This window comes from Rhizobium leguminosarum bv. viciae (assembly GCF_012276115.1).
In the GTDB taxonomy this organism is placed as follows: domain Bacteria; phylum Pseudomonadota; class Alphaproteobacteria; order Rhizobiales; family Rhizobiaceae; genus Rhizobium; species Rhizobium leguminosarum_T.
The window spans coordinates 15,528-29,375 of the sequence record NZ_WIEU01000040.1 but is presented as its reverse complement, the minus strand read 5'-3'; the positions used below and the strand labels follow the sequence as shown (position 1 = coordinate 29,375).

The window sequence follows — 13,848 nt, the reverse complement described above, 5'->3', positions numbered from 1 at the left end:
AGTCGTTCCAGATATTGGTGAACTGGTAGATCACCGTGACGACGATGATCGGCAGCGAGTTCGGCAGCATGATGCGGCGGAAGATCTGGAAGAAGCTGGCGCCATCGACCTGGGCGGCCCTGACCAGCTCGGTCGGAAAGGCCTCGTAGAAATTGCGGAAGAACAGCGTCGTGAAGCCGAGGCCATAGACGACATGCACGAAGACCAGATTGACCGTCGGATTGCCGAAGCCGAAGTTCCAGCCCGTGGCATTCTGCAGCGTCATGCCGAAGCGGCCGAGCGAGCCGAGGATCGTTGCCATCGGCAACAGCACCGACTGGAACGGGATGAAGCAGGCAAACAGCATCAGCCCGAACACCAGCGTGTGGCCGGGAAAGCGCCACTTGGTCAGCACATAACCGTTGAGCGCCCCCATGATGGTGGAGATCGCCACAGCCGGCACCACCATCTTGATCGAGTTCCAGAAGTAGCCCTTGATGCCGGCGCAGGTGAGCCCGACGCAGGTCTCGCCCCAGGCCTTGATCCAGGGGTCGAAGGTCGGCGCTTGCGGCAGCGCCAGCATGTTGCCGTTCTGGATCTCGTCCATGGTCTTGAACGAGGTCGTCAGCATGACGAAGAGCGGCATCAGATAGAGGACGGCGAAGATCAGCAGCAGGCCGTAGATGACGGTGCGGCCGATCCAGCGGGTGTTGGTGCTGTTCTGCGAGGTCGCTATCGGAGAGGTCACGCTGCTCATCGCGCCTTCTCCTTCAGTTCGGAATAGAGATAGGGAACGATGATCGCCGAGATCGTCATCAGCATGATGATGGCGCTGGCCGAGCCGACGGCCATCTCGTTGCGCTTGAAGGTATATTCATACATGAAGTTGGACGGCAGCCAGGCCGAGCCGCCGGGGCCGCCCGAGGTCAGCGCCACCACCAGGTCATAGGACTTGATCGCCATATGGGCGAGCACGATGAAGGCGGACAGAAAGATCGGCCGCAGCAGCGGAATGACGATGCGCCGATAGAGCTGGAAGGCAGACGCGCCGTCGATCTGGGCCGCCTTCATGATCTCGCCGTCGATGCCGCGCAGGCCCGCCAGGAACATCGCCATGACGAAGCCCGACGCCTGCCAGACGCCGGCGATGACGACGGTGTAGATGACGAAGTCCTTGTTCTTGATCCAGTCGAAGTGGAAGCTCGTCCAGCCGAAGTGATGCAGCGTCTGTTCCAGCCCGAGGCCGGGATCGAGGAACCATTTCCAGGCAACGCCTGTGACGATGAAGGACAGCGCCATCGGATAGAGGAAGATCGGCCGCAACACGCTCTCACCACGGATCTTCTGGTCGAGCAGAATGGCGAGGAACAGACCGAGCGCCAGGCAGATGCCGACATAGAGGAAACCGAAGATCGCCATGTTGGTGATCGAGGTATACCAGGAGGACGGCGGATCGCTCTCGAAGGTCCAGCGCCACAGCCGCTGATAGGCGCGCGCGCCGGTCAGCGCATAGGAGGGGAATGTCTTGGAATTGGTAAACGACAGATAGGCCGTCCAGACGATGAAGCCATAGACGAAGATGATGGTGATGACGAAGCTCGGCGCCAGCACGATCTTCGGCAGCGCATCCTGCAGCCGGCCCCTCAACGAGATCCCCGTCGATTGCCGCGGCGTCAGAACCGGATCGGTGGTCGCAACGGTGCTCATGGAATGTCATCTCCTTCCCGGAAGCTTCCCCGCGGGTCACGCGGGGAAGCGTTTGTTATCGACAGTGGTCTCAGCGGGCGTCGTCGATCGCCTGGACGAGCTGCTTGACGGCTTCGTCGGAGGTCTTGATCTGGCCGTGGACGAACTTCGAGACGACATCCTTATAGGCATTGGCGATCGCCGGAGGCGCGCCGTAGCCTTGCGCCAGCGAGCCGAACAGCGTGCCGCCTTCGTTTGCTGCCTTCAGGTCAGCGATGCCCTTCTTGCCGCAGGCGTCGAAGTCGGTATCGGGAACGTCGGTACGGGCCGGAACCGAACCCTTGACGACGTTGAAGGCCGACTGGAAGCTCTTCGACAGCGTTGCGGTTGCCAATGCCACCTGGGCCGCCTTGCGGTCATCGGGAACGTTGAACATGCCGAACATGTCGGAGTTGTAGACCACGCTGCCGTCGGTGCCGGGGAAGCGGTAGCACAGGAAGTCGGTATCCGGCGTCTTCTTGGCGGCGACGAATTCGCCCTTGGCCCAGTCGCCCATCACCTGCACCAGCGCGTCACCCTTGATGACCATGGCGGTTGCCAGGTTCCAGTCGCGGCCCGAGAAGTTCGGGTCGACATATTTGATGATCGTCGCCAGATTGTCGAACGACTTCTTCATCGTGTCGGACTTCAGCGATTCCTCGTCGAGGTCGTTGAAGGCCTTCTTGTAGAACTCCGGCCCGCCGGTCGACAGCACGATGGAATCGAACATCGTCGCTTCCTGCCAATTCTGACCGCCAAGCGCCAGCGGGATGACGCCGGCAGCCTTGGCCTTGTCGAGGAGCGCGATCAGATCCTCGAAGGTCTTCGGCTGAGTGCCGCCGATCTTGTCCATCACAGCCTTGTTGATCCACAGCCAGTTGACCGAGTGGACGTTGACGGGGGCAGCAACCCACTTGCCGTCATAGACCGAGAACTTCTGCAGGGCTGCCGGAACCGACTTGTCCCAGCCTTCCTTCTTCGCCGTCTCGGTCAGATCGCCCATGACCCCGGCCTGAGCATAATCGAGCACGGTATAGCCGAGCATCTGCGAGGCTGTCGGATAGGTGCCGGCCGCAACCATCGCCTTCAGCGCCGTCATCGCCGCATCGCCGCCACCGCCGGCAACCGGAACGTCCTTCCAGGCAAAACCTTCCTTCGAAAGGTCCTCCTTCAAGACGTTCAGTGCCGCTGCCTCCCCGCCCGACGTCCACCAGTGCAGCATCTGCACTTCCTTGACGTCAGCGGCGTGGGCCGCATTAAGGCCAGCCATCATCACGACAGCAACAGCTGCCGAGCTCAAAAACTTGCGCATGAATTTCCTCCCGTTGAAAATCGGCGGCAGGACCCTCCCCGCCGCCCGATGTTTCCCACCTTGCAGTGGGCAACACGCGGCCGCGCTCCTCCGCGCGGTTAACAATTTAAAGCGTTATAAGCCTTCTGTCGTCAAGCCCTTTCTCGACTCCCGAGAAAAATATGACTACTAGGACATCCTATTGAATTTTATACGAATTTTTGGATTGCTAACGGAACGACGGCAATAATCCGGAGGCCAAGGATCTGCAGCTCCTGCTGCCGCCGCAGATCAACTTTCCGGTCGGGTAGCCGCCCGGCTGTGATGGCCGAGATTTTAAAACTGTTTCCATGACCCGTGATTTGTCCTAGAAGCACCGCGTAATCCGGTCGCAGCCCACCCGGTCAAAACAAGGGATCCAAAATATGAAAACCATCGTCGTCTGCTCCGGCGGACTGGACTCCGTCTCGCTTGCCCACAAGGTAGCCACGGAAAAACAGCTTATCGGTCTCGTCTCCTTCGACTACGGCCAACGGCATCGCAAGGAACTCGACTTCGCCGCCAGCTGTGCCGCACGGCTTTCCGTACCCCATCATGTCATCGACATCTCCAGCATCGGCGGCCATCTCAGCGGATCGGCCCTGACCGACAATGTCGAGGTTCCGGATGGCCACTACGCCGAGGAAACCATGAAAGCCACCGTCGTGCCCAACCGCAATGCCATCATGCTGGCAATCGCGTTTGGTTTGGCCGCGGCGCAAAAGGCAGATGCCGTTGCCGTCGCCGTGCATGGCGGCGACCACTTCATCTACCCGGACTGCCGGCCGGGCTTCATCGATGCCTTCCAGCGCATGCAGAACGAAGCGCTGGACGGTTATGCCAGCGTGAAACTGCTTGCACCCTATGTCGAAGTTTCCAAAGCGGCGATCGTGGTTGACGGCGAAAAACACGGCACGCCTTTTGCGGAAACCTGGTCCTGCTACAAAGGCGGCGAGCTCCACTGTGGGCGCTGCGGAACCTGCGTGGAACGTCGCGAAGCGTTTCATCTTGCCGGCGTCCCCGATCCTACGGAGTACGAAGACCGGGATTTCTGGAGAGCGGCCGTGTCGCGATACTCGGCCATGGAGGTGCGTTGATGTACCGCATCACCAAGGAGTTTCATCTCTCCGCCTCCCATCAACTGGATCACCTGCCGGCCGACCATCAATGTGCTCGGCTCCACGGTCACAACTACATCGTCGTCGTCGAACTGGCTGCGGAAAGCCTGAATGATGATGGCTTCGTCCGTGACTATCACGATCTCTCGCCGCTCAAGCGCTATATCGACGAAGCTCTCGATCATCGTCACCTGAACGACGTCTTCGGTCATTCGAAAGTCACCTCCGAGTTCCTGGCAAGGCACTTCTACGACTGGTGCAAGCAGCGCTTCCCGGAGACATCGTCCGTTCGCGTCAGCGAGACGCCGAAAACCTGGGCGGAGTACAGGCCGTGAGCGTGGGGAGCATTCGCGTCAGCGAAATCTTTGGCCCGACCATACAGGGTGAAGGCGCCTTGATCGGGCTGCCGACTGTGTTCGTGAGGACAGGCGGCTGCGACTGCAGGTGCTCCTGGTGCGACAGCCTTCACGCGGTCGACAGCGCCTTCCGGGATCAATGGATTCCCATGTCCCCTGAGGCGATCTGGCACGAGGTCATGAAGCTCTCCGGGGGAAAGCCACTGACGGTTTCCCTTTCCGGAGGCAATCCGGCGATACAGCCCTTAAGGCCACTGATCGAGCTTGGCCATTCGCAAGGATATCGCTTTGCCCTGGAAACACAGGGAAGCGTCGCCCAGGGCTGGTTTCGAGATCTCGACACCCTGGTCATCAGCCCCAAACCGCCATCAAGCGGTATGCTGGCGGATTGGGACCAGGTCGATAATTGTCTTCAACTGGCGGCCGGCGGACCGGAGGTCGCATTGAAGATCGTCGTCTTCGACGATGCCGACTACGCATTCGCCCAGCAGGCGGGTCAGCGCTATCCGCAAATTCCCTTGTTCCTACAGCCGGGCAATCATACGCCGCCGCCGCCCGAAGACGACGATGCGCGCATTGATATCGACGGCGTGATGGATCGGATGCTCTGGCTTGTCGAAAGGGTGACGGCCGATCAATGGTTTGAAGTCCGCGTACTACCGCAATTGCACGTGCTGCTCTGGGGAAACAAACGAGGGGTATGAGTCCGCCTGAAGTTATGCAGCAACACGCTCCGGAAAGGCAAAAACATCGACGGGCTCTCCAAGCCCGCGCAGCGGGAAAGTGCCGAGACTGTCCATATCTTTCGCGCAGCCCGACATTTCGACGAAAGCCCGCGACAGGAGCACCGGACGTTTGACCTCCTTGGTCAGGCTTTCCAGCCGCGAGGCGACATTGACCGCCGGGCCGATGACAGTGAAATCCAGCCGCCGGCGCGAGCCGATATTGCCGTACATGACATCGCCGACATGCACGCCGACGCCATAACGCAGCGGTTCGCGCCCCATGCGCACGTGCTGCGCATTCAGCTCAGCCATTGATGTCTGCCCTTCGCGGATCGCCTGCAGCAGATCGAGGCAGGCGGTTTCCTTGGCTAACGGAAAGATTGCCAGCAATCCGTCGCCCATGAACTTCAGGATCTCTCCGCCATGCCGTTCGATCGGGTCCGACATGGCGTCGAAATAGTCGTTGAGCAGGTGGATAACATCGTCGCGCGGCCAGAGATCGGAGATCGCCGTAAAGTCGCGCAGGTCGCAGATCATGATCGCTGCGCCGACGGTCGCGCCGCTGCCGCGCGTCGTGACGCCCGACAGGATCTGTTCGCTCGCATGCGGTCCCACATAGGTCTGCAGCAGCGTGCGCGCCATGATGTTCTTCAGCCGGATTTCGCTGACGAGCGTCAAGGCCGGCAGCAGATCGCGCAGGAAATCGACATGTTCGCTGGTAAAGCCGCCCGGCCGGCTGGTGGAAAATGTCACGACATGCCGTTTGCCGAAAGTGTGCTCGACCGGCCAGGCGATATACTCCGTGAGGCCGTCATCGCGCAGTTCCTGATAGAATGAATCCTCGCCGCCGTCGGCTGTGTCTTCCAGCTGTTTGCGCACCTCCTCCGCACCCTGATGGATCGCATTGACGGGACTCTTCAGGAACTCAGGTGTGTTTTCGACACCATAGGCGAAAGTGTCGATCTTCGCTTCCGCCAGGCCTTCTTTCCAGAGAATGCGGGCACCGACCCATTGCGGATGGTTCGTCCTGAAATGCAATGTCGCCCGCGCCACCGGCACGCCTGCTGCCAGCAGCTTCTCGCACATTTCCACCAGGATATTGTCGATGAACCGCTCGCCGCGCGTCTCGTTCACCAGCCAGTCGAGAATCCGTCTCCTGCGGATCGGCCAGACGCCTTCGCCCGCAATACCGGCCTTGTTCGAAAAGGATTGCATCAAAAACTCCCGCTACGCCACATCATCGGCGAGGACCAAATTTAGTTCCCGCTCAATGTGGGCGATGAGAGAGCAAATGATAAGAGGCAGACGGCGATCAAGCCTCAGAAATCCCAGTCCTCGTCCTCGGTCGCCACCGCCTTGCCGATCACATAGGAGGAACCGGAGCCGGAGAAGAAGTCGTGGTTCTCGTCGGCATTCGGCGAAAGCGCCGACAGGATCGCCGGATTGACCTTGCAGGCCTCGGCCGGGAACAGCGCCTCGTAGCCTAGGTTCATCAGCGCCTTATTGGCGTTGTAATGCAGGAATTTCTTGACGTCCTCGGTCAACCCGACGCCGTCATAGAGCGCTTCGGTATATTTCGCCTCGTTGTCGTAGAGTTCGAGCAGCAGCTCGAAGGCGAAATCCTTGATCTCCTGCTTCCGCTCGTCGCCGAGCCGTTCCAGCCCGCGCTGGAACTTGTAGCCGATATAATAGCCGTGCACCGCCTCATCGCGGATGATCAGTCGGATCATGTCGGCCGTGTTGGTCAGCTTGGCGCGGCTCGACCAGTACATCGGCAGGTAGAAGCCGGAATAGAACAGGAAGCTTTCGAGGAAAACGCTCGCAACTTTCTTCTTCAACGCATCGCCGGAGCGATACTGCTCCATGATCAGCGCCGATTTCCGCTGCAGGAATTCGTTCTCCTCCGACCAGCGATAGGCATCGTCGACATCGGGTGTCGAGCACAGCGTCGAGAAGATCGAGGAATAGGAGCGTGCATGCACCGCCTCCATGAAGGAGACGTTGGAAAGCACCGCCTCCTCATGCGGCGTCGCCGCATCCTCCATCAGCCGGATGGAACCGACGCCGTTCTGGATCGTGTCGAGCAGCGTCAGCCCAGTGAAGACGCGGATCGTCAATTGCTGCTCGGCTGGCGTCAGCGTCCCCCAGGAGGGGATATCGTTAGACAGCGGCACCTTCTCCGGCAGCCAGAAATTGCCGGTCAGGCGATTCCAGACTTCGAGATCCTTGTCGTCCTCAATGCGGTTCCAGTTGATGGCGCACACGCGGCTGACCGGTTTGAATTGCATGTTCATGATGTTCTCCGGTCGGTTAAAGCGTGCAGGATACGCAGCCCTGCACCTCGGTGCCGGATAGCGCCATCTGGCGAAGGCGGATGTAGTAGATCGTCTTGATGTCCTTCTTCCAGGCATGGATCTGCGCCTTGTTGATGTCGCGCGTCGTTGCCGTGTCGCGGAAGAACAAGGTCAGCGACAGACCCTGGTCGACATGCTGGGTCGCTGCCGCATAGGTGTCGATAATCTTCTCCGGCCCGATCTCGTAGGCATCTTGATAATAGTCGAGATTGTCGTTGGTCATGAACGGCGCCGGATAGTAGACGCGGCCGATCTTGCCCTCCTTGCGGATCTCGATCTTCGAGACGATCGGATGGATCGAGGAGGTCGAGTGGTTGATATAGGAGATCGAGCCTGTCGGCGGCACCGCCTGCAGGTTCTGGTTATAGAGGCCGGAGGCCATCACCGCCTTCTTCAACGCGGCCCAGTCTTGCTGCGTCGGAATGTGAATGCCCGACGTCTCGAACAGCGCCCTCACTGTCTCCGTCGCCGGCTCCCAGAGCCGGTCGGTATATTTGTCGAAATATTCGCCGGAGGCATATTTCGAGTTCTCGAAGCCCTTGAAGCTCTGGCCCCGCTCGACCGCCAGCAGGTTCGAGGCGCGGATCGCGTGATAGGTCACCGTATAGAAATAGATATTGGTGAAATCGACGCCTTCCTCGGAGCCGTAGAAGATGCGTTCGCGGGCGAGGTAACCGTGCAGGTTCATCTGGCCGAGGCCGATCGCATGGCTCTCGTCATTGCCCTTCTCGATCGAAGGAACCGAGGAGATGTGGCTCATGTCGGAAACGGCCGTCAGCGCCCGGATCGAGGTTTCGATCGTCTTGCCGAAATCGGCGGAATCCATTGCCGCGGCGATATTCAGCGAGCCGAGATTGCAGGAAATGTCCTTGCCGAGATGTTTGTAGGAAAGGTCGTCATGATATTCGCTGGCCTCGCTGACCTGCAGGATTTCCGAGCAGAGATTGCTCATCGAAATACGTCCGGCGATCGGGTTCGCCCGGTTCACCGTGTCCTCGAACATGATGTAGGGATAGCCGCTCTCGAACTGGATTTCGGCAAGCACCTGGAAAAATTCGCGTGCCTTGATCTTCTTCTTGGAGATGCGGGCGTCGTCCGCCATTTCGCGGTACTTTTCCGTCACCGAAATCTCGGTGAAGGGCACGCCATAGACGCGCTCCACGTCATAGGGCGAGAACAGGTACATGTCCTCGTTATTCCTCGCGAGTTCGAAGGTGATGTCAGGCACGACGACACCGAGCGACAGCGTCTTGATGCGGATCTTCTCGTCGGCATTTTCGCGCTTGGTGTCGAGAAAGCGCATGATGTCGGGGTGGTGGGCATTGAGATAGACAGCACCCGCGCCTTGGCGCGCACCGAGTTGGTTGGCATAGGAGAAACTGTCTTCGAGCAGCTTCATGACGGGAATGATGCCTGAGGACTGGTTCTCGATATGCTTGATCGGCGCGCCCGCCTCGCGGATGTTCGTCAGCGACAGCGCCACGCCGCCGCCGCGCTTCGACAATTGCAGCGCCGAATTGATCGACCGGCCGATCGATTCCATATTGTCCTCGACGCGCAGCAAGAAGCAGGAAACCAGTTCGCCGCGCTGCTTCTTGCCGGCATTGAGGAAGGTCGGCGTCGCCGGCTGGAAGCGGCCGGAAATGATCTCCTCGACCATATCGCGGGCAAGGCTCTCGTCGCCGCGCGCCAGAGCCAGCGCCACCATGCAGATTCGGTCCTCGTAGCGCTCGAGATAGCGCTTTCCGTCGAAGGTCTTCAGCGTATAGCTGGTGTAATATTTGAAGGCGCCGAGGAAGGTCGGGAAGCGGAATTTCTTGGCATAGGCCTGGTCGAACAGATCCCGCACGAAATTGAAGGAATACTGGTCGAGAACCTCCTGCTCGTAATAGCCCTCGGTCACGAGGTAATCGAGCTTTTCCCTCAGATTGTGGAAGAACACCGTGTTCTGGTTCACATGCTGCAGGAAATACTGTTTGGCCGCCAAACGATCCTTGTCGAGCTGAATCCTGCCCTGCTCATCGTAGAGGTTCAACATCGCGTTCAGCGCGTGGTAGTCGAGCGTTTCCGCCGCTTTCAAAGGGCGTTCGCCGGCGGTATGAGCAAAAGTGTGTTGCGGTTTTGCGCCCGCATCCCGCGTCAGGGTTGTTCCCGTGTCCAAAACCGTTCCATTCCGTGTTTGACGTTGGCGACATCGTCTTCGGTGCCCATGAGCTCGAACCGGTAGAGGTAAGGCACCTGGCATTTCTGCGAGATGACGTCGCCGGCGAGCCCAAATGTCTCGCCGAAATTGCTGTTGCCCGCGGCGATCACGCCGCGGATGTTTACTCGGTTTTCCGCATCGTTGAGGAAACGGATCACCTGCTTGGGAACGGCACCCTTGCCGCCGTCGCCGCTATAGGTCGGCACAACAAGCACGAAGGGTTCGCGGATATGGAACGCGTCTGCGCCACCTGGCGGAATGCGCGCCGCGCGCAGTCCGAGCTTGGCGACGAACCGATGGGTGTTCTCGGATCGGCTGGAATAATAGACGATCAGACCCATCGCCTTTCCTCAGGAAAGTGCGCTGATCATGTCGGGACGGAAGCCCGCCCAATGCTGCTCTCCGGCGATGACGACAGGCGCCTGCATATAGCCGAGGCTGCGGACGCGATCGAGCGCTTCGGCATCCTGCGAAATATCGACGATGTCATAATCGACGCCCAAGCGGTCGAGGGCGCGGTAGGTGGCAGTGCACTGGACGCAGGCAGGCTTGCTGTAGACGGTAATAGTCATGATATTCCTCGTGACGACGCGATTGGGACGCAGGACATCGATCGGAAATCTCGCGATATCCGTCGAAAACACTCTATATTTTGCAGCGATGCGGCTCGTTCAGCCGCTGGGCGTGATCCGCCCTCTACCTGGCGCGGGTGGCGGCCTGAACTGAGATACTGACATGACTTCACCCCGAAGTGGCTCAATACGAAGGTTTCGGCGGCGGAGGCTCGGGCCTGCGAAACGCGATGCGGAGATTCCCCGCAGCCATGCAACGCGACCTTCCGGACACCCCGCCCGTGGACGTTTCGTTCGAGGCAGGTCTCCTGGCTCACGGGTCAAAGCACCCTGCCCCAGCCTTCCCGGAGCATCATGCTCCAGTGACCTGAAATCGGACAGTTGCTCGCCGCTTACAGTTGCGGGGGCAGCTCCGGCATTGCCGCGCCATGATAGCGAGGCGCACCGTATTCCCGTCTTAGCCGCCGATCCTCACGAATCGATGGAACCTCGAACACTAGATATAGTACGCCAATCCAAATTCGCGTCAACGGATGGTTTGTGCATTGCATTACGACAGGTTTGAAATCGCTACGTTCCTATGAAAAATATGGATAACGGAAGCTTAAGAAAGCAGGCTGTGGAGAAAGCCCCGACGAAGAGAGCCGACTTATGGCCGGTCCCGCGATTTTCGATTCGAGATCTGGCTCGAATCGTCGATGGACATCCCGCCGGCGACGAGCGCCGGAGGGAGGAAGTCAGGAATGTTATATCTTCATCCGAAGCAGCCGCAGCGCGTTGATCGTCACGAGAACGGTGGCGCCGGTATCGGCGAGGATCGCCGGCCAGAGCCCGGTGATACCGGCGATCGTCGTCACCAGGAACACTGCCTTCAGCCCCAGCGCGATGGTGATGTTCTGCAGGATGTTGCGCATCGTGCGTTTGGAAAGTTCGATCATCCGCGCCACGTCGCCAACGCGTCCATGCAGCACGGCGGCATCCGCCGTCTCCAGCGCCACATCGGTGCCGCCGCCCATGGCGATGCCGATATCGGCCGCGGCCAGCGCCGGAGCATCGTTGATGCCGTCGCCGACCTTGGCGACGATGAAGCCCTGGCGCTTCAATTCGCCGACGACCCGCTGCTTGTCCTCCGGCATCATCTCGCCGCGCCAGTCGATGCCGAGCATGCCGGCAACGGCTGCTGCCGTCCGCTTGTTGTCGCCCGTCAACATCATCGCCTTGACGCCTGCTGATTTGAGGGCAGTGAGCCCGGCCTCGGCATCCTCGCGCGGCTCGTCGCGCATGGCGATCAGGCCGGCCGCAACACCGTTGACGAGCAGCACTGACACGCTCTTGCCCTCGTCATTCAGCGCCGCGATGCGTGCATCCTGCTCCGCACTGAGCGCCCCGCGCTCACGGGCGGCGGGCGGCGACAGCAGGTCCAGCGTCTCGCCGCCGACCTTGCCGCTGACGCCCTTGCCCGGCAGCGCTTCCAGTTCGAAGGCCGGCGGCACGGGAACGCCGGCTGACTTGGCGCGGTTGAGGATCGCCAGCGCCAGCGGATGGCTGGAGCCCTGCTCCAGCACCGCCGCGCGCGACAGCACCTGCGCCTCGCTCAATCCGAAGGAGATGATATCGGTGACCTGAGGCTTGCCTTCCGTCAGCGTGCCTGTTTTGTCAAAGGCGACCATCGTCACCTTGCCGAGCGTTTCCAGCACCGCGCCGCCCTTCATCAACAGTCCGCGCCGCGCCCCTGCCGAAAGCGAGGCGGCGATCGCCGCCGGGGTCGAGATGACGAGCGCGCAGGGGCAGCCGATCAAAAGGATGGCAAGGCCCTTATAGACCCATTCGCCCCATGGTCCGGCGAACAGCAGCGGCGGAACGACGGCGACGAGTGCTGCGACCAAGACCACGCCGGGCGTGTAATAGCGCGAAAACCGATCGATGAAGCGTTCGGTCGGCGCCTTCGATTCCTGTGCCTCCTCCACCAGCTTGACGACGCGGGCGATGGTATTGTCGGCGGCAGCCGCCGTGACGCGAACCTTGAGCACCGCATCGCCATTCACTGTGCCGGCAAAAACGACGGCATCGACGCCCTTGCGCACCGGCGTGCTCTCGCCCGTCACCGGCGCCTCGTCGATCGCACTCTCGCCTGAGAGGATGATGCCGTCCGCCGAGATGCGGTCGCCAGGGCGAACCATGATGATGGCCCCAACGGCAAGGCTTTCGGCCGGCACTTCCCGCGTCTGCCCATTGTCTTCGAGCAGCGCATTCTTCGGCACCAGACCCGTCAGCGACTGGATGCTTTCGCGCGCTTTGCCCGCCGCCACCCCTTCCAGCAGCTCGCCGACGAGGAACAGGAACACGACGGTTGCCGCCTCTTCGCCGGCATTGATGATGACGGCGCCGACGGCGGCGATCGTCATCAGCATCTCGATCGAAAACGGCGTCCCTGAGAAGGCGGCCATGACGGCGCGCCGCGCGATCGGCACCAGCCCGATCAGCATGGCGGCGATGAAGGCATAGGACGCAATCGCCGGCACGAGATGGCCGACGGTGTAGGCGGCAACGAGTGCTGCACCCGAAAGGATGGTCAGCCCGCCCTTCCTGCTCTGCCACCAGGGACCGGCCATCGGCGCATGGTCGTGCCCGTGCAGACCCTCGATTTCCTTCTCGCCATGGTCGTGACGATGCTGCGAGCCGCGTTCATGCGCTGGCGCGGCGTTTCCGGCAAGCGGCGCGACGGAATAGCCGAGCCCCGTTACCTTCTTCTCGATCACCTTGAGATCGCTGCTGCCATCGTGCCGGACGGTCATCGTGCCCGCCATCACCGAGACGGAAACATCGGCGACACCCGCCACGCGTCTGACCGCCGTATCGATCTTGGTTGCGCAGGAGGCGCAATCCATGCCGCCAACCCGGTATCGTGTCTCGCTCTCAGCCATCATCCGCTTCCTTGTCAAATAGAAGCATCCCTCCTACATCCTCTAGCGACTAGAGGTGCAAGAGGAAAATCATGAAAAAGATCACGATTGGCGAAGCTGCTCGTCAGAGCGGCGTCAAGGTGCCGACGGTGCGTTATTATGAAAGCATCGGCCTGCTCGCGGCGCCGAGCCGCAGCGAGAGCAACCAGCGCTCCTTCGAGCCTGCCGATATCAGCCGTCTCGCCTTCATCCGCCATGCCCGCGAGCTCGGCTTCGAGATCGAGGCGATCCGCACCTTGCTGACCCTGCAGGATGATCCGCACCAGTCCTGCGCCTCGGCCGACGCCATCGCCAAAGCCCGCCTCATCGAAGTCGAGCAGCGCATCCGCAGCCTGATGGCGCTGAAGGCCGAGCTGGAAACCATGGTGGAAGGCTGCGGCCACGGCCGCGTCGACCAATGCCGCGTCATCGAGGTGCTCGCCGACCACGGCCAGTGCACGCATCCGCACCACTGACCGCTGCCCTTGCGGGCGATCCGCGCCCGCGCCAAAACTGCATCCAGACAGAATCGGGCGAAGATATC

Annotated in this window: 13 protein-coding genes and 1 riboswitch; of the genes, 4 read left to right on the top strand and 9 right to left on the bottom strand. The window is 60.6% G+C overall.

Translation table 11 applies throughout. The annotated features are described in order from the left end of the window. The 3 genes from GFM02_RS34205 to GFM02_RS34195 form a co-directional block, all read right to left on the bottom strand. On the bottom strand, window positions 1–736 hold a 736-nt coding region (locus GFM02_RS34205; RefSeq protein ID WP_168324161.1), incomplete at its 3' end, for a carbohydrate ABC transporter permease. After that, window positions 733–1,686 carry a carbohydrate ABC transporter permease gene (locus GFM02_RS34200; protein ID WP_064650833.1) on the bottom strand — a complete coding sequence of 318 codons (954 nt, stop codon included), beginning with the start codon at window positions 1,684–1,686 and terminating at the stop codon, window positions 733–735. The genes GFM02_RS34205 and GFM02_RS34200, both read right to left, overlap by 4 nt. A 70-nt stretch (window positions 1,687–1,756) precedes the next feature. Then, on the bottom strand, window positions 1,757–3,016 hold the full coding sequence (locus GFM02_RS34195; RefSeq protein WP_168324160.1) for an ABC transporter substrate-binding protein: 1,260 nt from the start codon (window positions 3,014–3,016) through the stop codon (window positions 1,757–1,759). 404 nt (window positions 3,017–3,420) lie between these two features. Here GFM02_RS34195 and queC point away from each other — a divergent pair, with 404 nt between their 5' ends. Genes queC through queE form a run of 3 tightly spaced genes read left to right on the top strand, consistent with a single transcriptional unit; the run spans window position 3,421 to window position 5,212 of the window. Beyond that, window positions 3,421–4,131: a 7-cyano-7-deazaguanine synthase QueC gene (queC, locus tag GFM02_RS34190; RefSeq protein WP_168264185.1), complete on the top strand. Its 711-nt coding sequence runs from the start codon at window positions 3,421–3,423 to the stop codon at window positions 4,129–4,131. Beyond that, the gene (gene queD, locus GFM02_RS34185; protein WP_020051764.1) at window positions 4,131–4,487 is read left to right on the top strand and encodes a 6-carboxytetrahydropterin synthase QueD; all 357 of its coding nucleotides are present in this window, start codon (window positions 4,131–4,133) and stop codon (window positions 4,485–4,487) included. Before queC ends, queD begins: the two co-directional genes overlap by 1 nt. Then, window positions 4,484–5,212, top strand: a complete 729-nt coding sequence (gene queE, locus GFM02_RS34180; protein ID WP_168324162.1) for a 7-carboxy-7-deazaguanine synthase QueE — start codon at window positions 4,484–4,486, stop codon at window positions 5,210–5,212. The genes queD and queE overlap by 4 nt, the downstream gene beginning before the upstream one ends. Before the next feature lie 12 nt (window positions 5,213–5,224). Here the strand turns inward: queE and GFM02_RS34175 are convergent, their stop codons facing one another. From GFM02_RS34175 to GFM02_RS34150, 6 genes are all read right to left on the bottom strand, one after another. Continuing rightward, window positions 5,225–6,448, bottom strand: a complete 1,224-nt coding sequence (locus GFM02_RS34175; RefSeq protein WP_168273299.1) for an adenylate/guanylate cyclase domain-containing protein — start codon at window positions 6,446–6,448, stop codon at window positions 5,225–5,227. Window positions 6,449–6,552: 104 nt separating this feature from the next. Beyond that, the gene (nrdF, locus tag GFM02_RS34170; RefSeq protein ID WP_168273298.1) at window positions 6,553–7,527 is read right to left on the bottom strand and encodes a class 1b ribonucleoside-diphosphate reductase subunit beta; all 975 of its coding nucleotides are present in this window, start codon (window positions 7,525–7,527) and stop codon (window positions 6,553–6,555) included. 16 nt (window positions 7,528–7,543) lie between these two features. Continuing rightward, window positions 7,544–9,748, bottom strand: coding sequence for a class 1b ribonucleoside-diphosphate reductase subunit alpha (gene nrdE, locus GFM02_RS34165; protein ID WP_168273297.1), 2,205 nt, complete (start codon window positions 9,746–9,748; stop codon window positions 7,544–7,546). Continuing rightward, window positions 9,727–10,131: a class Ib ribonucleoside-diphosphate reductase assembly flavoprotein NrdI gene (nrdI, locus tag GFM02_RS34160; RefSeq protein WP_168273296.1), complete on the bottom strand. Its 405-nt coding sequence runs from the start codon at window positions 10,129–10,131 to the stop codon at window positions 9,727–9,729. The genes nrdE and nrdI overlap by 22 nt, the downstream gene beginning before the upstream one ends. Window positions 10,132–10,140: 9 nt before the next feature. After that, window positions 10,141–10,362, bottom strand: coding sequence for a glutaredoxin-like protein NrdH (nrdH, locus tag GFM02_RS34155; RefSeq protein WP_018243700.1), 222 nt, complete (start codon window positions 10,360–10,362; stop codon window positions 10,141–10,143). A gap of 281 nt (window positions 10,363–10,643) precedes the next feature. Next, window positions 10,644–10,869, bottom strand: a riboswitch (cobalamin riboswitch). Window positions 10,870–11,108: 239 nt separating this feature from the next. Continuing rightward, window positions 11,109–13,286, bottom strand: a complete 2,178-nt coding sequence (locus GFM02_RS34150) for a heavy metal translocating P-type ATPase (protein ID WP_168273295.1) — start codon at window positions 13,284–13,286, stop codon at window positions 11,109–11,111. A gap of 71 nt (window positions 13,287–13,357) precedes the next feature. Here GFM02_RS34150 and GFM02_RS34145 point away from each other — a divergent pair, with 71 nt between their 5' ends. Next, complete coding sequence (locus tag GFM02_RS34145) at window positions 13,358–13,780, top strand: MerR family transcriptional regulator (RefSeq protein ID WP_168273294.1); 423 nt, start codon at window positions 13,358–13,360, stop codon at window positions 13,778–13,780. Window positions 13,781–13,848: the final 68 nt, after the last annotated feature.

Excerpts from the sequence above, each read along its gene's own strand:
- nrdF (WP_168273298.1), bottom strand. The coding sequence starts at position 7,527 with ATGAACATGCAATTCAAACCGGTCAGCCGCGTGTGCGCCATCAACTGG.
- GFM02_RS34200 (WP_064650833.1), bottom strand. The coding sequence starts at position 1,686 with ATGAGCACCGTTGCGACCACCGATCCGGTTCTGACGCCGCGGCAATCG.
- nrdI (WP_168273296.1), bottom strand. The coding sequence starts at position 10,131 with ATGGGTCTGATCGTCTATTATTCCAGCCGATCCGAGAACACCCATCGG.
- GFM02_RS34150 (WP_168273295.1), bottom strand. The coding sequence starts at position 13,286 with ATGGCTGAGAGCGAGACACGATACCGGGTTGGCGGCATGGATTGCGCC.
- queD (WP_020051764.1), top strand. The coding sequence starts at position 4,131 with ATGTACCGCATCACCAAGGAGTTTCATCTCTCCGCCTCCCATCAACTG.
- GFM02_RS34145 (WP_168273294.1), top strand. The coding sequence starts at position 13,358 with ATGAAAAAGATCACGATTGGCGAAGCTGCTCGTCAGAGCGGCGTCAAG.
- nrdH (WP_018243700.1), bottom strand. The coding sequence starts at position 10,362 with ATGACTATTACCGTCTACAGCAAGCCTGCCTGCGTCCAGTGCACTGCC.
- queC (WP_168264185.1), top strand. The coding sequence starts at position 3,421 with ATGAAAACCATCGTCGTCTGCTCCGGCGGACTGGACTCCGTCTCGCTT.
- GFM02_RS34195 (WP_168324160.1), bottom strand. The coding sequence starts at position 3,016 with ATGCGCAAGTTTTTGAGCTCGGCAGCTGTTGCTGTCGTGATGATGGCT.
- GFM02_RS34175 (WP_168273299.1), bottom strand. The coding sequence starts at position 6,448 with ATGCAATCCTTTTCGAACAAGGCCGGTATTGCGGGCGAAGGCGTCTGG.